Annotated in this window: 17 protein-coding genes and 1 rRNA gene; 10 read left to right on the top strand and 8 right to left on the bottom strand. The window is 64.7% G+C overall.

All coding sequences use genetic code 11. The annotated features are described in order from the left end of the window. The first annotated feature begins 3 nt into the window (after nucleotides 1–3). The 8 genes from rrf (at nucleotide 4) to HU770_RS06185 (ending at nucleotide 12,878) form a co-directional block, all read left to right on the top strand. Nucleotides 4–119: ribosomal RNA gene (rrf, locus tag HU770_RS06150) — 5S ribosomal RNA — on the top strand. A gap of 148 nt (nucleotides 120–267) precedes the next feature. After that, nucleotides 268–3,750, top strand: a complete 3,483-nt coding sequence (recC, locus tag HU770_RS06155) for an exodeoxyribonuclease V subunit gamma (protein ID WP_186663320.1) — start codon at nucleotides 268–270, stop codon at nucleotides 3,748–3,750. Beyond that, nucleotides 3,747–7,424: an exodeoxyribonuclease V subunit beta gene (gene recB, locus HU770_RS06160; protein WP_186663321.1), complete on the top strand. Its 3,678-nt coding sequence runs from the start codon at nucleotides 3,747–3,749 to the stop codon at nucleotides 7,422–7,424. Before recC ends, recB begins: the two co-directional genes overlap by 4 nt. Next, complete coding sequence (gene recD, locus HU770_RS06165) at nucleotides 7,421–9,496, top strand: exodeoxyribonuclease V subunit alpha (protein ID WP_033702984.1); 2,076 nt, start codon at nucleotides 7,421–7,423, stop codon at nucleotides 9,494–9,496. The genes recB and recD overlap by 4 nt, the downstream gene beginning before the upstream one ends. Before the next feature lie 301 nt (nucleotides 9,497–9,797). After that, nucleotides 9,798–10,364: a YfiR family protein gene (locus HU770_RS06170; protein ID WP_033702982.1), complete on the top strand. Its 567-nt coding sequence runs from the start codon at nucleotides 9,798–9,800 to the stop codon at nucleotides 10,362–10,364. Then, the gene (locus HU770_RS06175) at nucleotides 10,361–11,629 is read left to right on the top strand and encodes a diguanylate cyclase (RefSeq protein WP_033702981.1); all 1,269 of its coding nucleotides are present in this window, start codon (nucleotides 10,361–10,363) and stop codon (nucleotides 11,627–11,629) included. Before HU770_RS06170 ends, HU770_RS06175 begins: the two co-directional genes overlap by 4 nt. Nucleotides 11,630–11,633: 4 nt before the next feature. Further along, the gene (locus tag HU770_RS06180) at nucleotides 11,634–12,125 is read left to right on the top strand and encodes an OmpA family protein (RefSeq protein WP_047582598.1); all 492 of its coding nucleotides are present in this window, start codon (nucleotides 11,634–11,636) and stop codon (nucleotides 12,123–12,125) included. 399 nt (nucleotides 12,126–12,524) lie between these two features. Next, a complete protein-coding gene (locus HU770_RS06185; protein ID WP_238347471.1) occupies nucleotides 12,525–12,878 on the top strand; it encodes a hypothetical protein in 354 nt (117 codons plus the stop codon). Between the two features lie 83 nt (nucleotides 12,879–12,961). Here the strand turns inward: HU770_RS06185 and HU770_RS06190 are convergent, their stop codons facing one another. Beyond that, entirely contained in the window at nucleotides 12,962–13,912 is a 951-nt protein-coding gene (locus HU770_RS06190) for a LysR family transcriptional regulator (protein ID WP_033702979.1), read from the bottom strand. Between the two features lie 132 nt (nucleotides 13,913–14,044). Here HU770_RS06190 and HU770_RS06195 point away from each other — a divergent pair, with 132 nt between their 5' ends. Further along, nucleotides 14,045–15,571, top strand: coding sequence for a CoA-acylating methylmalonate-semialdehyde dehydrogenase (locus HU770_RS06195; RefSeq protein ID WP_033702978.1), 1,527 nt, complete (start codon nucleotides 14,045–14,047; stop codon nucleotides 15,569–15,571). A 10-nt stretch (nucleotides 15,572–15,581) separates the two neighbouring features. Continuing rightward, nucleotides 15,582–16,469 carry a 3-hydroxyisobutyrate dehydrogenase gene (mmsB, locus tag HU770_RS06200; RefSeq protein WP_033702977.1) on the top strand — a complete coding sequence of 296 codons (888 nt, stop codon included), beginning with the start codon at nucleotides 15,582–15,584 and terminating at the stop codon, nucleotides 16,467–16,469. Between the two features lie 140 nt (nucleotides 16,470–16,609). Here the strand turns inward: mmsB and HU770_RS06205 are convergent, their stop codons facing one another. From HU770_RS06205 to HU770_RS06235, 7 genes are all read right to left on the bottom strand, one after another. Beyond that, nucleotides 16,610–16,954: a cupin domain-containing protein gene (locus HU770_RS06205; protein ID WP_003251579.1), complete on the bottom strand. Its 345-nt coding sequence runs from the start codon at nucleotides 16,952–16,954 to the stop codon at nucleotides 16,610–16,612. Nucleotides 16,955–17,149: 195 nt separating this feature from the next. After that, a complete protein-coding gene (locus HU770_RS06210; RefSeq protein WP_033702976.1) occupies nucleotides 17,150–18,082 on the bottom strand; it encodes a phosphatidate cytidylyltransferase in 933 nt (310 codons plus the stop codon). A gap of 1 nt (nucleotide 18,083) precedes the next feature. Next, the gene (locus tag HU770_RS06215; RefSeq protein ID WP_033702968.1) at nucleotides 18,084–18,707 is read right to left on the bottom strand and encodes a lysophospholipid acyltransferase family protein; all 624 of its coding nucleotides are present in this window, start codon (nucleotides 18,705–18,707) and stop codon (nucleotides 18,084–18,086) included. A gap of 10 nt (nucleotides 18,708–18,717) precedes the next feature. After that, on the bottom strand, nucleotides 18,718–19,149 hold the full coding sequence (locus tag HU770_RS06220; protein ID WP_033702966.1) for a hypothetical protein: 432 nt from the start codon (nucleotides 19,147–19,149) through the stop codon (nucleotides 18,718–18,720). Continuing rightward, nucleotides 19,146–20,474: a phosphatase PAP2/dual specificity phosphatase family protein gene (locus HU770_RS06225; RefSeq protein ID WP_033702965.1), complete on the bottom strand. Its 1,329-nt coding sequence runs from the start codon at nucleotides 20,472–20,474 to the stop codon at nucleotides 19,146–19,148. The genes HU770_RS06220 and HU770_RS06225 overlap by 4 nt, the downstream gene beginning before the upstream one ends. Then, nucleotides 20,471–22,228: a bifunctional alpha/beta hydrolase/class I SAM-dependent methyltransferase gene (locus HU770_RS06230; RefSeq protein ID WP_186663322.1), complete on the bottom strand. Its 1,758-nt coding sequence runs from the start codon at nucleotides 22,226–22,228 to the stop codon at nucleotides 20,471–20,473. Before HU770_RS06230 ends, HU770_RS06225 begins: the two co-directional genes overlap by 4 nt. Before the next feature lie 29 nt (nucleotides 22,229–22,257). Further along, the gene (locus tag HU770_RS06235) at nucleotides 22,258–22,863 is read right to left on the bottom strand and encodes a CDP-alcohol phosphatidyltransferase family protein (RefSeq protein WP_095064164.1); all 606 of its coding nucleotides are present in this window, start codon (nucleotides 22,861–22,863) and stop codon (nucleotides 22,258–22,260) included. Nucleotides 22,864–22,889: the final 26 nt, after the last annotated feature.

Consider the following 22,889-nt stretch of genomic DNA (forward strand, 5'->3'; position numbering starts at 1 on the left):
TTTCTTGACGACCATAGAGCATTGGAACCACCTGATCCCATCCCGAACTCAGTAGTGAAACGATGCATCGCCGATGGTAGTGTGGGGTCTCCCCATGTGAGAGTAGGTCATCGTCAAGATTCATTTCGCAAAACCCCTATCTGCGCGAGCAGGTAGGGGTTTTGTCTTTGCGGCTGGAAAAGAATTGTCGCCATGCTCGCCATAAGCCCGGGCATGCCCCGTGATATGGTTCCGCATCAGAACCCACTGCCTTCCAGGGAATGCTCAATGGTCAACACCACCACCCTTCAGCCCGGCTTCATGATCGTGCATGGCAACCGCCTCGACGACTTGCGCAGCTTGGTGGTGAGCTGGATGCGTCGGTACCCGTTAGCGCCGTTGGAAAACGAAATTGCCCTGGTGCAAAGCAACGGCATTGCCCAGTGGCTGAAACTGGCGCTGGCTGAAGACCCTGAAGAGGGTGACCTGGGCGGCTGTGGCATCGCGGCCGCGATCGATGTGCAACTGCCTGGCAGTTTCATGTGGCAGCTTTACCGTCGAGTGCTGGGCCGCGATGAAATCCCTGAGGTGTCCTTGCTCGACAAGGCGCCGCTGACCTGGCGCCTGATGCGCTTGCTGCCGTCGTTGATCGAGCGCGAGCACTTCGAGCCCTTGCGGCGTTTTCTTACCGACGATAGCGACCTGCGCAAGCGTTATCAGCTTGCCGAGCGCCTCGCCGACTTGTTCGACCAATACCAGGTCTACCGAGCCGACTGGCTCAAGGACTGGGCGGGCGGTGATCACGTCCTCAATACCGCTCGGGGCGAGCGTAAAGCGCTGCCCCCTGGCAATCGCTGGCAGGCCGAGCTGTGGCGCGCCCTGCTGGAAGATGTCGGCGAACAAGGCATGGCGCAGAGTCGCGCGGGCGTGCATCAGCGTTTCATCGAGCGCATCAACAGCCTGGAACAAGCCCCTGCGGGCCTGCCATCGCGGGTGATCGTGTTCGGTATCTCTTCCCTGCCGGCTCAGGCACTGGAGGCGTTGGCTGGGCTGGCCCGGTTCAGCCAAGTACTGCTTTGCGTTCACAACCCTTGCCGCCATCACTGGGCCGATATCGTCGCCGACAAAGACCTGCTGCGCCATCAGTACAAGCGCCAACAGCGCAAGCAGGGCATGCCGCTGCTGCTGGATGACCAATCCCTGCACCAGCACGCGCATCCGCTGCTGGCCGCCTGGGGCAAGCAGGGCCGTGACTACATCAACCTGCTCGACAGCTATGACGACCCGGGCAGCTACCGCGGTGTGTTCAGCGAGGGGCGCATCGACCTGTTCAGCGAGGGTTCGCCGACCACGCTGCTCAACCAGCTGCAAGATGACATCCTTGAACTGCGCCCGCTCGCCGAAACCCGTGAGCGCTGGCCGCAAGTCGACCTCGGGCAGGACCGTTCGATGCGCTTTCACGTCGCGCACAGCCCGCAACGCGAGGTGGAGATTCTCCACGACCAGCTCCTGGCACGTTTCAGCGCCGACCCTACCCTGCGCCCGCGCGACGTGATCGTGATGCTGCCGGCAATCGACAGCTACGCGCCCCATATCCGCGCCGTATTCGGGCAGTTGCAGCGTCATGACCCACGCTACATTCCGTTCACCCTCACCGATCAAGGCCAACGCGGTCGGGAGCCATTGCTGATTGCCCTGGAGCACCTGCTCAAGTTGCCGGATAGCCGTTTCGCCGTCAGCGAAGTGCTCGACCTGCTCGACGTGCCGGCGGTACGCGCCCGTTTCGCCATCCGTGAAAGTGACCTGCCCACCCTGCATCGCTGGATCGAAGGCGCCGGTATCCGTTGGGGCCTGAATGCCGAGCAGCGCGCCAGCCTGGGCTTGCCGGAAGGCTTGGAGCAGAACAGCTGGCGGTTTGGCCTGCGGCGTATGCTGCTGGGGTATGCTGTTGGCGTAGGTGAGGGCTGTGACGGCATTGAACCCTATGACGAAATCGGCGGCCTGGATGCTGCACTGATCGGCCCGCTGGTGGCCCTGCTGGATGCCCTGGATGTGGCGTGCCAGGCACTGGCCCAGCCCGCGACCGTCACCCAGTGGGGCGAACGCCTGAATGCCTTGTTGCAGGTGTTCTTCCTGGCTGAAGGTGAGCACGACGAGTTTCTGTTGATGCAACTGCAGGACTTGCGCGATGCCTGGCTGCAAGTGTGCGAAACCGTCGGCCTGCAGGACTCGCTACCGCTGACCGTGGTCCGCGAAGCATGGTTGTCTGGCCTGGATCAGGGCAAGCTGTCCCAGCGCTTCCTCGCCGGCTCGGTAAACTTCTGCACCCTCATGCCCATGCGCGCCATCCCCTTCCGGGTGGTCTGCCTGCTGGGCATGAACGATGGTGACTACCCCCGCGCCCAGCAGCCGCTGGACTTCGACCTGATGGCCAGCGACTACCGCCCCGGTGATCGCTCGCGCCGTGAGGATGACCGTTACCTGCTGCTCGAAGCCCTGCTGTCGGCACGCGATCAGCTGTATGTCAGCTGGGTCGGGCGCAGTATCCGCGACAACAGTGAGCGCCCGGCCTCAGTGCTTATCGGCCAGTTACGCGACCATGTGGCTGCAGGTTGGCGTTTGGCCGGCACCGACGCGGGCCCAGGGCTTGGGCCGGACGAGCGGTTGCTGCATGCCTTGACGCAGGAGCACCCGCTACAGCCGTTCAGCCCGCGTTACTTCCAGAAGGGCAGCCCTTTGTTCAGCTTCGCCCATGAGTGGCAGGTGCTGCATCTGCCCGGGCAGGCGCTCGCGCAGCCCGATCCCGATCTGCCGCCCTACGTCGATGATGAAGCGCTGAGCCTGACGCAACTGCACGACTTTCTTCGCCACCCGGTGCGGCACTTCTTCAGCCAGCGTTTGAAGGTGTTCTTCGAGGCCCTGGAGGCGCCGACCCCGGATGAAGAGCCGTTCGTGCTCGATACCTTGCAACGCTATGGTGCCGCCGAAAGCCTGTTGAATGCCGCATTGGCTGACCCGGACCATGCCGAGCCTGCCTTGCAGGCGCAGGCCCGCCGCCTGCAAGCCTGTGGCCTGTTACCCCTTGCCGGTTTCGGGCAGCTCTTGCAGGCCGAGCTGATCCAGCCGCTGCCCGATCTGCTACAACGCCATCGCCAGTTGTTGCAACGCTGGCCTCACCTGGTCGAAGGCGCATTGCCTGTTCATTTCGAACAGGGCAGGCATCGCCTCGAAGGCTGGCTGGGCCGTGTTTACCAGGCAGAAGATCAAAGCCTGCTCAGTATCACCACGGTCCCGAACACCATCAGCGCCGGGCGCAACAACTACAAGTGGCACCGGCTGATCGCGCCCTGGGTCATGCACCTGGCCGCCTGTGCTGCGGGTTACCCGCTTAACAGTGCGCTGGTGGCCAGTGACCTGACCCTGCTGCTTGTGCCCTTGCCGCAAGGTGAGGCGGCGCAGCTGCTCGGCGACCTGCTGGTAGCGCGCCAGGCGGCAATGAACGCGCCACTGTCGGTGGCAGCCAAGACCGCCTTTGCCTGGCTGGGTCAGGACGATGCCGACAAGGCGCTGGCCGCAGCGGCCCGTGCCTATGAAGGTGACGAGCGCAACAGCTTCGGCGAGCGCAGCGAAAGTATTGCCCTGGCCCGGCAGTTCCGTGATTTCGCCGCGCTCAGCGCCGACGAAACCTTTGAAGGCTGGTGCGAAACCTTGTACCGCCCATTGTTCAACGCACCCTGGCAGGCCCTGGGCAACCCGGAGAGTGGCGCATGACGCTGGACCGTCCCCTGGCACTGAGTTTTCCCCTGCATGGTAGCCAGCTGATCGAAGCAAGCGCCGGTACCGGCAAGACATTCACCATCTCGGCGCTGTACCTGCGGCTGATCCTCGGCCACGGCGGCGAACAGGCTTTCGGCCGTGAACTGTTGCCCCCGCAGATCCTCGTGGTGACCTTTACCGACGCCGCCACCAAAGAGCTGCGCGAACGCATACGGGCCCGCCTGGCCGAAGCGGCGCGGTTCTTCCGTGGCGAGCTTGAAGCGGCCGACCCACTGCTGCATCAGTTGCGCGACGATTACCCGCAAGAAGCTTGGCCGCGTTGCGCCAGCCGCCTGGAAATCGCCGTGCAATGGATGGATGAAGCGGCGGTGTCGACCATCCACGGTTGGTGCCAACGCATGCTTCGCGAGCACGCGTTCGACAGCGGCAGCCTGTTCACCCAGACGCTGGAGACCGATCACACCGACCTGCTTGGCCAGGTCATGCGCGATTACTGGCGGCGGTTCTGCTATGGCATGCAGGGTGAGGCGCTGGCCTGGGTGCGTGGCCACTGGGGCAGCCCCGACGCGCTGTTGCCGCGCATTCGCCCGCTGTTCGGTCGGGTACGGGCCCAGCAGCACGAGCAAGAACCCGAGGCGTTGATTGAAGACGCGCTTGCGCAACGTACCGAGCAGTTGGCCCAGCTCAAGGCGCCCTGGGCACAGTGGGCCGATGAGCTGCGGCAGATCTGCCGCGATGCCGTGGCCGCCAAGCTGGCCGACGGCCGCAAGATGCAGGCACGCTACTTCGAACCTTGGTTCGACAAGCTGAGCGCATGGGCCGCCGACGAACACATCGTCGAACTCGACCTGGGTACCGGCTTCACCCGCCTGACCCCGGCCGGCATGGCCGAGGCCTGGAAGTCAGGCGAGCCACCCGATCACCCGGGGCTGCGTGCCATGCAGACGCTGCAGCAGCAATTGCAGGCGCTGGCCAGCCCGGATGCGCGGCTGCTCGAACATGCTGCCAGCTGGGTCTCGGCGCGTTTTGAAGTGGAGAAGCGTCGGCGCGCCGAAATGGGCTTCGACGACATGCTGTTGCGCCTGCAACATGCCCTGGCCAGCGAGGCCGGCGAGCGCCTGGCCGGGTTGATTCGTGAGCAGTTCCCGGTGGCACTGATCGACGAATTCCAGGACACCGACCCGGTCCAGTACGGCATCTTCGAGCGGATCTACCAGATCACCGAAAACCGCACCGAAACCGGGCTGTTCATGATCGGCGACCCCAAGCAGGCGATTTATGCCTTCCGCGGCGCCGACATCTTTACCTACCTTGCCGCCCGTCGTGCCACCACCGGGCGCCTGCACAGCCTGGACACCAACTACCGCTCGAGCCAGGCGATGGTCGCGGCGGTTAACCAGGTGTTCCTCCAGGCCGAGACGCGAAGCCAGGGGCGAGGGGCGTTCCTGTTCCGTGAAGCCGAAGACAACCCGTTGCCGTTCATCGAGGTGCGTGCCAAAGGCCGTGGCGAACAGCTGCTGGTGGATGGCGAGGTGTGTGCAGCCTTGCAATGCTGGCAACTGCAGAGCGAAGAACCGGTCTCGGGCACCCTGTACCGTCAGCAGTTGGCGGCCAGCTGCGCCAGCCATATCGTCGCCCTGCTCAACGGTGGCCAGCAGGGCACGGCGGGTTTCCGTAACGGCGAAGGCGAACTGCGCCCTTGCCTGCCATCGGATATCGCCATCCTCGTGCGCGACGGCCACGAAGCCCAGATGATCCGTGGCGAGCTGGCTGCTCGGGATGTGCGCAGCGTGTACCTGTCCGACAAAGACTCGGTGTTCGCCGCCCAGGAGGCCCATGACCTGCTGGCGTGGCTGAAGGCCTGCGCCGAACCGGACTCGGAGCGCCTGCTCAAGGCCGCCCTGGCCAGCCTCACCCTCGACCTGTCATTGGCCGCGCTGGACAAGCTGAACCAAGACGAGCGCGTGTGGGAAGACTGGGTCATGCGTTTTCGTCGCTACCGCGAGACCTGGCAGCGCCAGGGTGTGCTGCCGATGCTGCGGCACCTGCTGCACGACTTCCAGCTGCCGCGCACGCTCATCGCCCGCAGTGACGGCGAGCGCGTGCTGACCAACCTGCTGCACCTGGCCGAATTGCTGCAACAGGCGGCAGGTGAGCTGGATGGCGAGCAGGCATTGATCCGTCACCTGGCCGAGCACCTGTCCAGCTCCGGCCAGGCCGGCGAAGAGCAGATCCTGCGGCTGGAGAGCGATGAGCAACTGGTCAAGGTGGTGACTATCCACAAGTCCAAGGGCCTGGAATACCCCTTGGTCTACCTGCCGTTCATCTGCACCAGCAAGCCGGTAGACGGTACGCGCCTGCCGTTGGCCTGGCATGACAGCCAAGGCAACGCCCACCTGACCCTTACGCCTGATCAAGAGCAGATCGCCCGGGCCGATGACGAGCGCCTGGCCGAAGACCTGCGCCTGCTCTATGTGGCCCTGACCCGCGCCCAGCATGCCTGCTGGCTTGGGGTCGCCGACCTGAAACGCGGCAACCAGAAGCACTCGCAACTGCACCGTTCGGCGCTCGGTTATCTGCTGGGCGGTGGCCTTGCCCTGCCGAGTTCCGGGCAACTGGCGGGCTGGCTGCAGGCGTTGGCATCGGCCTGCCCGTACATTGCCTGCCCGCCGCTGCCGCTGGCCGACGATCAGGGGTATCGCATGCCGCAAGCCGAACGTGAGCTGCTGCCTGCGCGCAAACCCCGGCGGGCGGCCGCCGAGAACTGGTGGATCGCGTCCTACAGTGCCCTGCGCGTCGGCGAGCAGACTCTCGGCGCCGACAGCTCGCAGGCCCAGCAACTGTTGGATGACGAAGTGGTCGACGCCCAGGTACTGCGCGAGGTGCCGGTAGAAGGCGGCGATATCCACCGCTTCCCGCGGGGGCCGAACCCCGGTACCTTCCTGCACGGCCTGCTGGAATGGGCCGGCCGTGAAGGTTTCGCCGAGGTCAGCGGCAACCTTGAACTGATCGAGCGCACCGTCGGGCAGCGCTGCAATCGGCGTGACTGGACCGGCTGGATCGCGTCGCTGACGCCCTGGTTGCACATGTTGCTGAACGAACCATTGCCTGTCCTGGGCCAGGAAGTAAGCCTGACCCTTGCGCAGTTGCGTCATTACCAGATCGAAATGGAGTTCTGGTTCGCCAGCCATCAGGTCGACGCCGAACAGCTCGATCAGCTGGTGGCGCGCCACACCCACCCAGGCCATGCGCGCCCGGCGGCGCAACCGACGTTGCTCAACGGCATGTTCAAGGGCTTCATCGACTTGGCCTTCGAACTGGACGGGCGCTACTACGTGGCCGATTACAAATCCAACTGGCTGGGCCCGGACATCCAGGCTTACGACAGCTTGGCCATGGAAAAAGCCATCCTCGAGCATCGCTACGACTTGCAGTACGTCCTGTATCTGCTGGCCCTGCACCGTCAGTTGCGCGCCCGGCTGCCTGATTACGATTACGACCGCCATGTCGGCGGCGCCCTGTTCATCTTCCTGCGTGGTGCCAGCAGCAGCGGCCATGGCGTGTACTTCGCCAAGCCGCCGCGTGTGCTGATCGAAGCACTCGATGCACTGTTCCGTGGTGAGTCTGTGCCCGAGCAGCAGGACCTGTTTGCCGGAGCCGCGCCATGAGCCGAAGCCTCACCGACCTGTTGCCCACCCCCTTGCATGCCGAGCACCTGCTGGCCCTCGCGCCGCAGCGCGACAGCGGCGACCTGCTGCTACTGCTGGACCGTTGGGTCGAGCGTGGCTGGCTGCGTGCCCTCGACCGTGCCTTCGTGTCGTTTCTCGAAGAACGTGCGCCCGGCAGCGATCCGTTGCTGTTGCTGGCGGCAGCCTTGGCAAGCCATCAGCTGGGCCATGGGCATGTCTGCCTGGACCTGCAGCAGACCCTGGCCGAGCCAGACTTCGCGCTGTCGCTGCCGCCGGAGGGTGACGCCCTGATCGGCCCCTTGCTGTTGCCTTCGCAACTGCTTGCCGGCCTGGACCTTCAGGCCTGGCGCCAGCGCATCGCGGCCAGCCCACTGGTGGCCAGTGGTGACACACCCGGCCAGCAGGCGCGGCCGCTGGTAATCAGTGGCGAGCGTCTGTACCTGCGCCGCTACTGGAGCTACGAGCGGCGCATCGACCACAACCTGCGCCAGCGCCTGAGCCAGCACGAGGCAGCGCCCAGCGACTTGCCGGCTCGCCTGGGCCAGTTGTTCGACGAAGGCGCCCTGGCTGGCCAGGTCGATTGGCAAAAGCTTGCCTGCGCCCTGGCGACCCGGGCCGGCTTCAGCATCATCACTGGCGGCCCCGGCACCGGCAAGACCACCACGGTGGTGCGGTTGCTGGCCTTGCTGCAGGCGCCGGCGGTGGAGCAGGGCAGGCCTTTGCGCATTCGCCTGGCCGCGCCGACCGGCAAGGCGGCGGCGCGCCTGACCGAGTCCATCGGCCAGCAGGTCGAGCGGCTGCAGGTCAGTACTGCCGTGCGCGGGCAGATCCCCACCGAGGTCAGCACCGTGCACCGGCTGTTGGGCAGCCGCCCAGGGTCGCGGCACTTCCGCCACCATGCGGGTAATCCGTTGCCACTGGACGTGCTGGTGGTGGACGAGGCCTCGATGATCGACCTGGAGATGATGGCCAACCTGCTCGATGCGCTGCCACCTCGCGCGCGGCTGATCCTGCTGGGTGATAAAGACCAGTTGGCCTCGGTCGAGGCGGGTGCGGTACTGGGTGACCTGTGCCGGGATGCCGAGGACGGTTGCTACTCGGCCGCGACCCAGGCGTGGCTGGAGCAGATCGGCGGCCAGTCGCTGCAGGGCAGTGGCCTGGTGGCCGGTGATGCGCAGCGCAATCCGCTGGCGCAGCAAGTGGTGATGCTGCGTTTTTCCCGGCGCTTCGGCGAGGGCAGCGGTATTGGCCAATTGGCTCGGCTGGTCAACCGTCAGGAATCGCATGCGGCGCGCAATCTGCTCGCCCTGCCACCGCCTGATGTGAATGGCCTGTCGCTGAAGAACGAACAGGACCGGGCCTTCGACCGTTTGCTGCTCGACGGCCTCAACCGCGGCGCCGAGGGCCCGCAAGGCTATCGCAGCTACCTGCGGACCCTGGGGCGTTATCGGCCGGCACCTGGCACTGCTTATGACGACCCACTGTGGGAGCAATGGGCGAGCAAGGTACTGCACGGTTTCGAGGACTTCCAGCTGCTCTGTGCGGTACGCCGGGGCGCTTGGGGGGTGGAGGGCCTCAATGAGCGGGTGGCTCGGGTGCTGCACAATGCCGGGCTGATCGACGCCCAGCAGCCCTGGTACGAGGGCCGGCCCGTGCTGGTGACGCGCAACGATTATGGCCTGGGCCTGATGAACGGTGACATCGGCATCGCCTTGCGCCTGCCGGATGAGCGGGGCGAGCCGCTGCTACGGGTGGCCTTCCCGCGTAACGATGGCAACGGCGGAGTACGTTTTGTCTTGCCAAGCCGGCTCAACGAGGTGGAAACCGTGTTCGCCATGACCGTGCACAAGTCCCAGGGCTCGGAGTTCAGCCATACCGCGCTGGTGCTGCCGGATGCCCTCAACCCGGTGTTGACCAAGGAGCTGGTGTACACCGGCATCACCCGGGCCAAGCATTGCTTCAGCCTGATCGAGCCACGCCAGGGCATATTCGAAGAGGCGGTGTCACGCAAGGTACGGCGGATCTCCGGCCTGATGCTCGAACAGGTCTGAATCTCCCACTGCTGCCATCATTGCGGCGCGGCCCTTGTAGGAGCGGCCTTGCGTCGCGAAAGGGCTGCGCAGCAGCCCCAGGTTCTGTGTTGCAACAAGGTTCTGTGTTGCAACAAGGTTCTGTGTTGCAACAAGGTTCTGTGGTTGCAACAAGGTTCTGTGGTTGCAACAAGATCGCCGGGGCCGCTGCGCAGCCCTTTCGCGACGCAAGGCCGCTCCTACAAAAGCCACGCAAGTCAGGGTTGGCGGCCATGTGCTATCGTTGCGCCAATATCTGAAAGGACTTCGAGAGATTTCCCACATGACCGTGGCCGGGAGGCGATTGACGAGCTGTATGCTTTCGCTGTTGCTGGCCGCCCTGTCGCTACCGGCAGGCCCTGCCTGGGCGGAATCCTCAGCCACCGCTGTGCAAGCACAGCAACGCGCCAAGGCCGTCACCCAGGTGGTGTTGGGAATCTTCAGCTACGCACGCTGGCCAGCCGAACCTGCGCCGTTGCGCCTGTGCCTGGTCGGCCCTACCGAGTACGCCGACGACCTGATCAAAGGGCATGTGCAGGAATCCGGGCGGCCTTTGCAGGTGCGTCGCCTGCTGGCTGACGATGCACAAGTCGCCCAGGCCTGCGATGCCATTTACATCGGCAAGCTCGATCAAGGCCAACGCGATCGGTTGTTCCAGCGCGTCAGCGGTCACCCGGTATTGAGCATCAGCGAGGCCGACGACCCCTGTACCGTCGGCAGCTTGTTCTGCCTGCGGGTCAGCGATCAGCAGGTCGCCTTTGAAGTGAACCTCGACTCCGTGGCCCGTTCGGGCGTACGCATCCACCCCAGCGTGCTGCAATTGTCCCGGCGCCGAGGTGCGCAGCCATGAAAGCTGCCAACAAGCGCATGCGCCCGACCCTGCGTTCGGTGCTCGGCCGTGGGCACCTCAATGTTGCCCTGCTCGCCGTAGGCCTGGTCGGTGTTTCGCTGACCGTGCTGGGCGTGCTTGCCCTGCAGGTCTATGCCAACCACAACCTGCACCTGATCGCCCGCTCGATCACCTACACCGTGGAAGCCGCCGTGGTGTTCGACGACCGCGTCGCAGCCAATGAGGCGCTGGCGCTGATCGCCAGTACCGAAGAGGTGGCCGACGCCAAGGTGTTCAACAATGACGGTGAGCAACTGGCCCACTGGCAACGCAACGACAGCGGCATGCTCGCCCACCTGGAAACCCTTGTCGCTACCACGCTGCTGGACGAACCGGTCAACCTGCCGATCCATCACCAGCAGCAAAAGGTCGGGCACATCGAGCTGATTGGCCAAGGCCGCAGCCTGTTGCTGTTCCTGCTCGGCGGGTTGGGCGGGATCCTGTTGTGCATGGTGCTCAGCGCAGTCATCGCCCTGTACTTGTCGCGGCGCCTGCTCGGCGACATCGTCCGGCCATTGCGCGGCTTGGCCAGCGTTGCTCATGCCGCGCGGCGCGAACGGCGCTTCGACCGTCGCGTGCCGGAGGCGCCGATCGCCGAACTCAACGAGCTGGGTAACGACTTCAATGCCTTGCTCGATGAACTGGAGGTGTGGCACAGCCACCTGCAGAGCGAAAACCAGACCCTGGCCCACCAGGCCAGCCATGACAGCCTGACCGGCCTGCCCAACCGCGCCTTCTTCGAAGGGCGCCTCAGCCGTTGCCTGCGCAATGCTGCGCGCCAGCAGGATCACCTGGCGGTGCTGTTCCTCGACAGTGACCACTTCAAGCAGATCAATGACAGCTTGGGCCATGCCGTAGGCGACGAGGTGCTGATCAGCGTTGCCGACCGCATCCGCGCCCAACTGCGTGAGCACGACCTGGTGGCGCGCCTGGGCGGTGACGAGTTTGCGGTGTTGCTGACGCCGCTGCATTCGCGTGAAGACGCCGAGCTCATCGCCGAGAAGATCGTCGCCAGCATGAAGCTGCCGGTGCAGTTGGACAGTGGCAGCAGCATTGCCACCTCGCTGAGTGTCGGCATCGCCTATTACCCGGTCGATGGCACTGACCCTGCCAGCCTGCTCGACGCCGCCGATGCGGCAATGTACCAGGCCAAGCGAAAACGCCGTGGCCAGTGGCAAGTGGCGCAGACGGAACGGTCCGCCGCCGAAATCAAAAACAGGAGTTGAACCCGTGATTCATCGTTTGCGTTTCCCCCTTTGGGCTTTGCTGCTCACCTTGCTCGCGCTGACCGGCTGCCAGAGCACACCGCCCAAGGGCCTGACTGCCGAGCAGATCGCCGTGCTCAAGCGCGAAGGCTTTGCCCCGACGGATGAAGGCTGGGCCTTCGATCTGTCGGGCAAGGTACTGTTCGGCAGTGACCTGGACGGCCTGAATAGCCAGAGCCAGGCGATTGTCGAGCGTATTGGCAAAGCACTGCTGGGGGTTGGTATCCAGGGGGTGCGGGTGGATGGGCACGCGGATGCGTCGGGCAGGGCGGCCTACAACCAGCAATTGTCCGAGCGCCGGGCGCAGAGTGTGGCCAGAACGCTGATCGGTATCGGCATGCCTGCGCAGAACATCCAGACCCGCGGCCTGGGCAGTACCCAACCCGTGGCGGACAACCGCAGCAGTGCCGGGCGCACCGAGAATCGACGGGTGTCGATTGTTGTCGCGTCGTACTGAGCGATCTCTTGCAGACCGACTCGGTCCCTGCAGGCGCTGGCTTGGCTGCGATCGAGGGCGCAGCCCTCGACTTGGCCGTCTAGCCGTAAGACATTTCTGAGTTTGAAACCAATTGCTTCGGGTTTCGGCATATAGCGAACTATCCTACGCCGCTGTCAGAAGTTGCCACGTAGGCGGGAAAGAGCCCCTGGGATAACGTCCCTGAGTCGCCGTTCAAGGCGATCGGGCTTGAGACCCCCGGACTACATGTGTTGGCACCGCTTCATGGCGGTCGTGCGCGGGCAGGCTTCGGCCTGGCCGGTATTCATGTGTCCCGGGTCTCAAACCGTGCACGACTGCCACCCAAATCCTTGAGACGAAGAGGGAGGCAGTTCCTGGTTTGCTTAAGGGAGCTCCATCATGAAAAAGCTCGTCCCCGATCCTCCTGCATCAACCCTTCTTCTGTTAGATCCTCCCCACCTATCACTCCAAGATCCTCCTGGCATCGAGGAATGCGACCTGCTGATCCGAGCTTTGACTCTGACAGTGGAACAGACCACCAGCGTTCTGATCGAGAGCGGTCCAAGCCTCATGCGCGACGCCATGGGCATGAATATCCGTCTGCTGTGCCGAGTGATCAACGCCCTTACCGATCACAAAAGTTCTCGCGCCACGGCTCAGGGAGTGGCAGGAAGTGCAGCGAGAATCCTGAGCGAAATGGCGAAGGCGCTGATCGATGATATGGAGCGGGGCATGGGCAAGAATCTTCAATAGCCCGCAACAACCTGGGGCCGCGTTGCGGCCCATCGCAGGCCAAGCCAGCTCCTACCTGTACGGCGCCGTTGCTGAGGGCTGCATCATTCCTGAGCAAACCGCATCTCACGGGTTTCCCCCATCAACAACGGCGCATTCGCCTCGGTCACCCCACGGATGTAATCCCACAGCAGGGTAATGCGCTTCAACTTGCGCAAATCTTCCCGGCAATACATCCAGAATTGCCGCGTCACCTCGATCTGCTCTGGTAGCACCGTGACCAATCGCGGGTCTTGCGCCGCCAGAAAACACGGCAGAATCGCCAGCCCACGCCCCTGCAATGCTGCGGTGTACTGCGCAATCACGCTGGTACTGCGCAAATGCGCGTTGGCATTGGGGATCAGGTTGGCCAGGTACAGCAGCTCGGAGCTGAACGCCAGGTCATCCACGTAGCTGATGAAGGGGTGCTTGGCCAAATCCCCCACCTGGCGGATCGGCGCGTGGTTATCCAGGTACGCCTGGGTCGCATACAGCCGCAACCGGTAGTCGCACAGCTTGCAGCACACATAAGGGCCGTGCTCGGGCCGTTCCAGGGCAATGACGATGTCCGCCTCGCGCTTGGACAGGCTGATGAAGTGCGGCAGCGGCAGGATATCCACCGAAATGGCCGGATACGCATCGACGAAGTGGCTCAGTTGCGGCGTGACGAAGAAGCTGCCGAAACCTTCGGTGCAGCCCATGCGCACATGCCCCGACAACGCCACCCCCGAGCCTGACACCTGCTCGCATGCCATGTGCAGCGTGCTCTCGATCGACTCGGCATAGCCCAGCAAACGCTGGCCTTCGGCGGTAAGCACGAAGCCGTTGGTCCGGGACTTCTCGAACAACAGCGTGCCCAGCGCCCCCTCCAGCGACGTTATGCGCCGTGACACCGTGGTGTAGTCGACGCTCAGGCGCTTGGCGGCGCTGCTGGCTTTGCGGGTGCGTGCCACTTCGAGGAAAAACTTCAGGTCGTCCCAGTTGAGCGAGCTGAGGGATGTGAGGTCTTTTTGCATGATGATCCGGTTTTTTTGTGCGTTCTTGTTGGATGTTTGCACATCTATACTCGAAACAAGCCCCAGGACGCCACCTCGCGTTTGCACGGCGCTGGCGATCTCGACCCGACAATAATTCCAAGGAGAACCCAGATGAACGCACCTCAATCCCCCGACCAGACCAAGGTCGAGCAGGTCAAGCTGCTGATCGATGGCCAGTGGGTCGAATCCAAGACCGACGAGTGGCGCGATATCGTCAACCCGGCCACCCAGCAAGTGCTGGCGCGGGTGCCGTTCGCCACCGTCGAAGAAGTCGACGCTGCCGTGGCGGCTGCCCATCGCGCCTTCAAGACCTGGCGTGACACCCCGATCGGCGCGCGCATGCGCATCATGCTCAAGCTGCAGGCGCTGATCCGCGAACATTCCAAACGCATCGCCCAGACCCTCAGCGCCGAGCAGGGCAAGACCATTGCCGATGCCGAAGGCGATATCTTCCGCGGCCTGGAAGTGGTCGAGCATGCGGCGTCCATCGGCACCTTGCAGATGGGTGAATTCGCGGAGAACGTAGCCGGCGGCGTCGACACCTACACCCTGCGCCAGCCCATCGGCGTGTGCGCGGGCATCACCCCGTTCAACTTCCCGGCCATGATCCCGCTGTGGATGTTCCCCATGGCCATCGTCTGCGGCAACACCTTCGTGCTCAAGCCTTCCGAACAGGACCCGCTGTCGACCATGATGCTGGTCGAGCTGGCGCTCGAAGCCGGCGTGCCGGCCGGTGTGCTCAACGTGGTGCACGGTGGCAAGCAGGTGGTGGATGCGATTTGCACCCATCAGGACATCAAGGCAATCTCGTTCGTCGGTTCCACCGAAGTCGGCACCCACGTCTACAACCTGGGCAGCCAGCACGGCAAGCGCGTGCAGTCGATGATGGGCGCGAAGAACCACGCCGTGGTACTGCCTGACGCCAATCGCACCCAGACCGTCAACGCCCTGGTCGGCGCGGCCTTTGGTGCTGCCGGCCAGCGTTGCATGGCCACCTCGGTGGCGGTGCTGGTGGGCAAGGCCCGCGAGTGGCTGCCGGACATCAAGGAGGCCGCGAGCAAGCTCAAGGTCAATGCAGGGTCCGAGCCGGGTACCGACGTCGGGCCGGTGGTCTCCAAGCGTGCGAAGGAGCGGGTGCTGGGCTTGATCGAAAGCGGCATCAAGGAAGGCGCCAAGCTCGAACTCGATGGCCGCGACGTCAAAGTGCCAGGCTATGAGCAAGGTAACTTCGTCGGCCCAACCCTGTTCTCCGGGGTTAAAACCGACATGCAGGTCTACACCCAGGAAATCTTCGGCCCGGTGCTGGTAACCCTGGAGGTCGATACCCTCGATGAGGCCATCGCCCTGGTCAACAGCAACCCGTTCGGCAACGGCACTGGCCTGTTCACCCAGAGCGGCGCGGCGGCGCGCAAGTTCCAGAGCGAGATCGACATCGGCCAGGTCGGCATCAACATCCCGATCCCGGTGCCGGTGCCGTACTTCAGCTTCACCGGCTCGCGCGGCTCCAAGCTCGGCGACCTCGGCCCGTACGGCAAGCAAGTGGTGCAGTTCTACACTCAGACCAAGACCGTCACCGCCCGCTGGTTCGATGACGACAGCGTCAATGACGGTGTGAACACCACCATCAGCCTGCGCTAAGGAGTTCGCCATGCGTATCGCATTCATCGGCCTGGGCAACATGGGCGCGCCCATGGCCCGCAACCTGATCAAGGCCGGGCATCAGCTGAACCTGTTCGACCTGAACAAGACCGTGTTGGCCGAGCTCGCCGAACTGGGCGGGCAGGTCAGCCCTTCACCCAAGGAAGCAGCGGCCAACAGCGAACTGGTGATCACCATGCTGCCGGCCGCAGCCCATGTGCGCAGCGTCTACCTGAACGATGACGGCGTGCTGGCCGGCGTACGCCCCGGCACACCGACTGTGGACTGCAGCACCATCGACCCGCAGACCGCCCGTGAGGTGTCCAAGGCCGCAGCGGCCAAGGGCGTCGACATGGGCGATGCACCGGTCTCCGGTGGCACCGGCGGCGCGGCGGCCGGCACCCTGACCTTCATGGTCGGTGCCAGCGCCGAGCTGTTCGCCACGCTCAAACCGGTGCTGGAGCAGATGGGCCGCAACATCGTGCATTGCGGTGAGGTGGGTACCGGGCAAATTGCCAAGATCTGCAACAACCTGCTGCTGGGCATTTCGATGATCGGCGTGTCCGAGGCCATGGCCTTGGGTAATGCACTGGGCATCGACACCCAGGTGCTGGCCGGCATCATCAACAGCTCGACCGGCCGTTGCTGGAGCTCAGACACGTACAACCCATGGCCCGGCGTGATCGAGACCGCGCCTGCTTCACGCGGGTACACCGGCGGCTTTGGCGCCGAGTTGATGCTCAAGGACCTGGGGCTGGCTACCGAGGCTGCCCGTCAGGCGCACCAGCCGGTGATTCTCGGGGCCGTGGCCCAGCAGTTGTATCAGGCGATGAGCCTGCGCGGGGAGGGTGGCAAGGACTTCTCGGCCATCGTCGAGGGGTACCGCAAAAAGGATTGACGAGCGAGGTGGACTTCATCGCGGGCCAGGCGGCCTTCCCTCTGTAACTGCGCACCAGAGGGAAGGGCACCTGCTCCGCGATTTTTTTTGCCCAGGATTTACGGATGCTGAAGGTGCCCTGCGTAAGCAGGGCTTGGCTATCAGGCGAAAACGAAGTACTTGCGCACGGTCTCGACCACTTCCCAGGTGCCTTTCATCCCGGGTTCGATCACGAATACATCACCTGCCTTCAGGTGCTTCGGCTCTTCGCCTTCCGGGGTGATGATGCAGTAGCCATCGAGGAAGTGGCAGAACTCCCACTTGTCGTAGTTGACCTCGAACTTGCCCGGGGTGCAGATCCAGGTGCCCATGATCTTGCTGCCGTCGGCCGACAGGTAGGCATTGAGGTTGACGGTGTGCGGATCGCCGCCGATGCGCTTCCACTTGGTGGCGTCCACGACCGGCGTCGGGCAGGTCTCGCGCAGGACGGTGATGAAATCGGACATGGCACAACTCCTGGTGACTGGATGAATGACCCGTCACCATAGGGCTATCGGCCGGGCCGCAGTTGCCTGGGCTCGACGTCCAGGTGCCTGACCGCGCTATATCTGGTCTTCCGAGGGTATACGCGGCACCTGTAGGCGCTGGCTTGCCTGCGATGGGCCGCATAGCGGCCCCGGCGTGTCAGAGCCGCTCATTACTCAAGCCCACCAGTACCGCACGAAGTGAAAGAACACCGGCGCCGCAAAGCACACCGAGTCCATCCGGTCGAGCATGCCGCCGTGGCCTTCGATCATGTGCCCCCAGTCCTTCACCCCACGGTCACGCTTGATCGCCGACATCACCAACCCGCCAAAGAAGCCCATGGCGTTGACGGTCAGGGCCATCAGGGCCGCCTGCCAGAAGTTGAACGGGGTGATCCAGCACAGCAGGGCGCCGATCAAAGTGGCCAGTGCCACGCCACCGACCAGGCCTTCGAGGGTTTTCGAGGGGGACAGGTTGGGCGCCACCTTGCGTTTGCCGAACAGCTTGCCGCACACGTACTGCAACACGTCGCTGATCTGCACCACCAGGATTAGCCAGGCGATCAGCAGCAGGTTGCGGCCCTCGAAACCCGGGATATCAAGCGTCATCAGCGCGGGCACGGAGGAAACGCAGTACACCGCGATCATCAGCCCCCACTGCACCTTCGATGCGCGCTCCAGGAAGCGTGTGGTATCGCCACCGAAGCTGGCCAGGATCGGCAGCAGCAGGAACAGGTACACCGGAATGAAGATGCTGAACAGGCCGTACCAGTCCATGGCAATCAGCAGGTACTGCACCGGCAGCGCCACATAGAACGCGGCGACCAGCGCCGGGTAGTCGCTGCGCCGGGTCGGGGTCAGCGTCATGAACTCGCGCAGGGCGTAGAACGACACGCCATAGAACAGCACGATCACGCCGTACTTGCCAAATACGAAGGCGATGCCGATCACCAGCACCATCACCCACCAGGCGTTGATGCGGGCATTGAGGTTGTCGATCACCGCATGCGGCGCCGGGCCGGCACGCCACTTGAGCAGGCGGCCGATCACGCTGGCGAGTAGCAGCAGGGCGCCGATGCCGGCGAACAGGGAAAGTGTGTTGTCATCCATGTCAGGCATCCTTCGGCGCCAGGTTCAGCAGGGCCTGGCTGGCCCGCTGCAGAAAGGCCTGCTTGCTTTCATCAGCGTGCAGGTTCAGGGGTTCGCCGAAGCTCAATGTGCACAGCAGCGGCAATGGCAGGGCGCGGCCCTTTGGCATGACCCGGTTGAGGTTGGCGATCCACACAGGCACCAACTCGACCTCGGGGTTGGCTGCGGCCAGGTGGAACAGCCCGCTTCTGAACGGCATGAGCGGTTCGTCGCCAAGGTTGCGGGTGCCCTCCGGGAAGAAGATCAACGAGTCGCCTTGGGCCACCGCTTCGAGTATTGGCTGCAGGGGGCTGCCTTGGCCTTCTGTGCGCTGTCGCTCGATCAATATGCCGTTGAAGACTTTGCGGATGAGAAAATCGCGGATGCCGGGCTTTGCCCAGTAGTCGGCTCCGGCCACTGGGCGGGTGCGCTTGCGCAGGGGTTCTGGCAGCGACGCCCACAGCAGCACGAAGTCGCCGTGGCTGCTGTGGTTGGCGAAGTACAGGCGTTGCACCGGCAACGGCGTGCAGCCGAGCCACAAGGCACGGGCACCGGTGATCAGCCGGGCGGCGGAGGTGATGACGAAGGCGGTCAGGGTCGCAAGCATGGGGCGGTAGTCATCCGGTAAAAGGCAGTGTCAGCAGGGTAGCCAAGGTCAGCGACAGTTGCAGGCCCAGGCACGCGGCCTGACGGCGCAGCAGGGCCAGCGCGGCGTGGCTGCGGGCGGGCCAGTCGCGGCTGTCGGTGGCATGCGGTTTGAGGTTGAGGTCGAACAGGGCGCGGTCCAGGGCCTGGGTGTCGGCTGGCAGGTCAGGGCTGCTGGCGAGGCGGGCGAACAGCTCGGCGTCCAGCGCGACGCGGATGGCCCAGTACTTGTGCAGCACACCCAGCACCAGCAACACGGCGCACAACAGGCTGGCCAGGGCAGGCAGTTGTGCGCCCAGCAAGGGGGCCAGGCCATAGCCCAGGGCCAACAGGGTGATGCCGTCCGACAGGTGCTCCAGCTGACGGCCACGGGCCAGCAGGCTGGCGATCAGGTGCAGGCTCATCGCTGCGCGCCTAGCTGTTGCAGCACCTGCCGATGGGCGGGGTGCAAGACCACGCCAGGGCGGGCCTGGCGAACCCGCTGCTCGGCTTGCTCTGCGTCGGGGCAGCGGCCAGTGAGCAGTAGCCACGCCGCCACGGCGCTGGCGCTGCGCGAGTAACCCAAGGCGCAGCAGACCAGCAAGGGGCCTTGAGGGCGCAGTTGCTCGATGGCGGCGGCGGCGTCGTGCAGCAGGGTGCTGTCGGGGGCGATCAGGTCCAGGGTGGCGAGCGCTCGATAGCCCTGCTGCGCGAAGGGGCCAGTGCCGGCCGAACGGCGCGGCAGCTCTGCGCAAAGGTCGACGATGGCAGCGAACTGCCCACCTTCGCCACGCCCAGGTAGCCGCCCCAGGAATACACCGTCACATACCGCGTCTGGCTGCGGACGGCGCCAGGTCCATAGCCGTGAGTTGATCCACGCCCCGATCAGGTAGGGCGCCATCAGCCAGGAGGCAGCAGCCGACAAGCGCCCCTGCGTGTCTTTCTGAAAACCGCCGGCACCGAACACGCTGTAGTTCAGCGCCACCAGCAGCAGCGCCACGCCAGGCCATGCCAACCACAGCCATGCGCCACCTGCCGTGAACACCGCCAGCGCGCACAGCAACGCCCCCAAACCGTAGTAGAGCGCAAGCCGCCAACATTTACGATCGCGCGCCAGCCGCGCCTGCTGCCACGGCAACAGCCCTTGGCGCGGCCATAGCCACAGGCAGGCAAACCCCGCCAGCGCGCCGGTGGGCACGTCGATGAAATGATGCTGCCAGGTGGTCAGCACCGACACGCCGATCAGCGCCATCCAGCTGTGCATGGCCCAGCGCCAGGGCTGGCGGTGCACGTGCCGGGCGAACATCGCCCAGATGATCACCAGCAAGGCGATATGCAGCGATGGCGCCTGGTTGTAAGGCTTGTCGAAGCCCATCAGCACATCGAACAACCCGCCATACAGCCCACCTATCTCGGGCCGTTCGAAGGTGAAGCGCAGCGGCCAGAGCAAGAAGCAGCTCACGCTGATCACCTGTGCCGTGAGCAACGCCAGGGCATGCCGGTCCATCTCCCGGCGGGTGCGCGGCAGCAGGAACGACAAGCCATACAGCAGGTCGATCGACCAGTACGGGATGATCGTCCACGGCCACAGCGGCATGTGCTGTTCCCAGCCGAACACCAGGCTGCCGACATCACTGCGCCCGGCGGTGTGGGTGTTCACCAGCCCATAGCTGAGGAAGAAGAACGGCCCCAGCAGCAGGAGCCAGAGCACGCCACGGCGGATCAGCCCGGGCTCACGCGGTGGGTTCATTCACGCACCCGTTGCGCCAGGCTGACGCTGAAGATGCCCCATTCGTCGATGCGCTGGGCCAGCTTGCGAAAGCCCGCCGCCTCGACCAGTTGGTCCATCTCTGCCTGGCTGCGCCGGCGCATTACCCACGCTTCGCCGCCGCGGTGGCTGGTCAGGGCGCGGGCGATCATTTCCAGTTGCGGGTGCCAGGGCTGGCCGGTGTAGACCAGGTAACCGCCCTCTTCGACGGCATCGGCCAGGCCAGCGAGAGAGTTGCCTACCTGGGTGTTGCTGGGGAACAGTTCGTACAGGCCGGATACCACCGCCAGCGTAGGGCCTGGCTGCAGCGCCGCGAGGCTGGCGCGGTCGAAGGCATCGCCCTGGACGAAGCGGGCAACCTCGGCCAGGCCTTTTTCGGCGATCAATGCGCTGCCTTGTTGCACGTTCAGCTCGCTGTAGTCGCGCAGCAGGATCGAGTCTGGCAGTTGTTCGAGGTCCTGCAGGGCTTCGAGGATGTAGCGACCATGGCCGGCGGCGATGTCGACGATATGCACCGGCCGTTGCTGCGCGCGCAGGCGGGTGATGGCCTCGCGCAGCAGCGCTTCGACGTGCACTTTGCGCTGGCGTATGCCGCGCCAGCCAATGGCGTCGAGGTAGTTGCGGTCGATCATGCGGCCCAGCGTGCCTTTGCCTGTTGCCTGGTTGCGGTAGACGTAGTCGAGGGTGCTGCCGGAGTCGAAGCCGGTGTCGAACCCCAGCTTCACGCCTTCGGCCAGCCCTTGGCCCAGGCGCAGGCCGGCGCGGGTGGCACGCCAGTAGAGGTCGCGCGGCGAGTTGCGCGGCAAGGGCGCGGCCAGGCTCTCGGCCTCTGCGCAGCTGGCGCCGACCTTGTCGGCATCGAGCAGCGAAGGGGCCTGCACAGGGCTGTCGAAGCAATGCCCGACGAAACGCTCGATACGCCTGAGTGCATGGGCGCGGTCGCGTTCACCGAGGGTGTCGTGGAAGAAGCCTAGGAGGGTGTGCATTTCCTTGCGCGCGCTGCCCAGGCGCTCGAAGAAGCGCACCTGCGGTTTGCGCTCGACCACCAGGTCGGCACCCGAGACCAGCAGCTGGGTCGGCACCTGGATCGCCTGGGCGTCCGCCACTACGCGGTCGGCCGCGTCGTACAGGCCCAACAGCATGGTCACAGAAATTGGCCGGCTGATCAGCGGGTCGGCCACATACGACATGACCCGCTCGGGGTCGTGGGTGAGCAGGCGCGGCTTGACGTAGCTGTTGACGAAGAAGTTGCCGCGCACGGCCTTGAGCAGTTTCAGGCCAGGGCGTGCGAAGGGCACGTACAGCTTGACCTTGAACGCTGGCGAGGCCAGCACCAGGCAGCGCACCTTGGGCGCGTAGTCGTGCGCCCAGGTGGCGATCAGTACGGCGCCGACGCTTTGCGCCAGCACCACCATGTCCTGCTCGGCGATGCCATGCACGGTCTGCAGATGCTCGATGAAGGTCTGCACGTCGCGCACGCTGGTGGCGAACCCCGGGCTGTCGCCGCGGGCACCTGGCGACTGGCCGTGGCCGCGGGCGTCCCAGGCGAAAAAGTCGTAGCCTGGCATGTCCAGTTCGTCGGCCAGGTGGGCCATGCGCCCACCGTGTTCGTGGCCACGGTGGAACATCACCACGGCACGGCGTGGCTGGTGTTCGTTGCGGGTAGCGGGCCAATGACGGTAGTGCAGCTCGACACCGTCATGGGTGGAGAAATGCAGCGATTGCGCTTGGCGCATGGCGAGAATCCTTGTCCGGGGCGATGGGCTCAGCGGGCTTCGGCCAGCCCTCGGCGAACCCGGTTGTAGAGGGTATAGAGCGAGAGCGCGAAGATGACCAGCAAGAGGCCGTTCAGCCAGTTGGCGTCGAGCAGGCCGAAGGCTACGGCGGTGCCCAGCACGCCGAAGGCAAATGCCCGGTCGCTCTTGCCCATCGGCCCGTCGTAGCGCCTGGATGCGCCTGCCAGCGGGCCCATTACCCCGGCGTATTCACTCACCGTGGCGCTCAGTACCACCAGCACCACCAGGCTCGGCCAGACGCCGGCCAACAGGGCGAAGGGCAGGTACAGCGCGGCGTCGGCGATCACGTCGCACAGTTCGTTGAGGTAGGCGCCGAGCCTGGATTGCTGGCCGAATTCGCGCGCAAGCATGCCGTCGACGGCATTGAGGGCCATGCGCAGCAGCATCCACACCGGGATCAGGATGAACAGCCAAGTGATGTGGCTGAGGCCTGCCAGCAGCAGGCCCAGCAGGACCGACACCAGGCCGGCGGCGACGGTGACCTGATTGGCGGTGACGCCGCGCTCGTGGAGGCGCTTCACGCCGGGGCGGAGCAGGGCCTGGAAGCGGGGCTTGAGCTGGTAGATCGATGGCACTGGAAACTCCTTTTCTTGGTGCAGCC

It is taken from the genome of Pseudomonas sp. SWRI68 (assembly GCF_014269165.1).
Taxonomy (GTDB): Bacteria; Pseudomonadota; Gammaproteobacteria; order Pseudomonadales; family Pseudomonadaceae; genus Aquipseudomonas; species Aquipseudomonas capeferrum.

What these genes read in the sequence shown, in the direction of transcription:
- HU770_RS06225 (WP_033702965.1), bottom strand. Translation starts at nt 20,474, where the DNA reads ATGAACCCACCGCGTGAGCCCGGGCTGATCCGCCGTGGCGTGCTCTGG.
- recC (WP_186663320.1), top strand. Translation starts at nt 268, where the DNA reads ATGGTCAACACCACCACCCTTCAGCCCGGCTTCATGATCGTGCATGGC.
- HU770_RS06190 (WP_033702979.1), bottom strand. Translation starts at nt 13,912, where the DNA reads ATGCAAAAAGACCTCACATCCCTCAGCTCGCTCAACTGGGACGACCTG.
- HU770_RS06205 (WP_003251579.1), bottom strand. Translation starts at nt 16,954, where the DNA reads ATGTCCGATTTCATCACCGTCCTGCGCGAGACCTGCCCGACGCCGGTC.
- HU770_RS06175 (WP_033702981.1), top strand. Translation starts at nt 10,361, where the DNA reads ATGAAAGCTGCCAACAAGCGCATGCGCCCGACCCTGCGTTCGGTGCTC.
- recD (WP_033702984.1), top strand. Translation starts at nt 7,421, where the DNA reads ATGAGCCGAAGCCTCACCGACCTGTTGCCCACCCCCTTGCATGCCGAG.
- HU770_RS06185 (WP_238347471.1), top strand. Translation starts at nt 12,525, where the DNA reads ATGAAAAAGCTCGTCCCCGATCCTCCTGCATCAACCCTTCTTCTGTTA.
- mmsB (WP_033702977.1), top strand. Translation starts at nt 15,582, where the DNA reads ATGCGTATCGCATTCATCGGCCTGGGCAACATGGGCGCGCCCATGGCC.
- HU770_RS06195 (WP_033702978.1), top strand. Translation starts at nt 14,045, where the DNA reads ATGAACGCACCTCAATCCCCCGACCAGACCAAGGTCGAGCAGGTCAAG.
- HU770_RS06210 (WP_033702976.1), bottom strand. Translation starts at nt 18,082, where the DNA reads ATGGATGACAACACACTTTCCCTGTTCGCCGGCATCGGCGCCCTGCTG.
- HU770_RS06220 (WP_033702966.1), bottom strand. Translation starts at nt 19,149, where the DNA reads ATGAGCCTGCACCTGATCGCCAGCCTGCTGGCCCGTGGCCGTCAGCTG.
- HU770_RS06170 (WP_033702982.1), top strand. Translation starts at nt 9,798, where the DNA reads ATGACCGTGGCCGGGAGGCGATTGACGAGCTGTATGCTTTCGCTGTTG.
- HU770_RS06215 (WP_033702968.1), bottom strand. Translation starts at nt 18,707, where the DNA reads ATGCTTGCGACCCTGACCGCCTTCGTCATCACCTCCGCCGCCCGGCTG.
- HU770_RS06230 (WP_186663322.1), bottom strand. Translation starts at nt 22,228, where the DNA reads ATGCGCCAAGCGCAATCGCTGCATTTCTCCACCCATGACGGTGTCGAG.
- recB (WP_186663321.1), top strand. Translation starts at nt 3,747, where the DNA reads ATGACGCTGGACCGTCCCCTGGCACTGAGTTTTCCCCTGCATGGTAGC.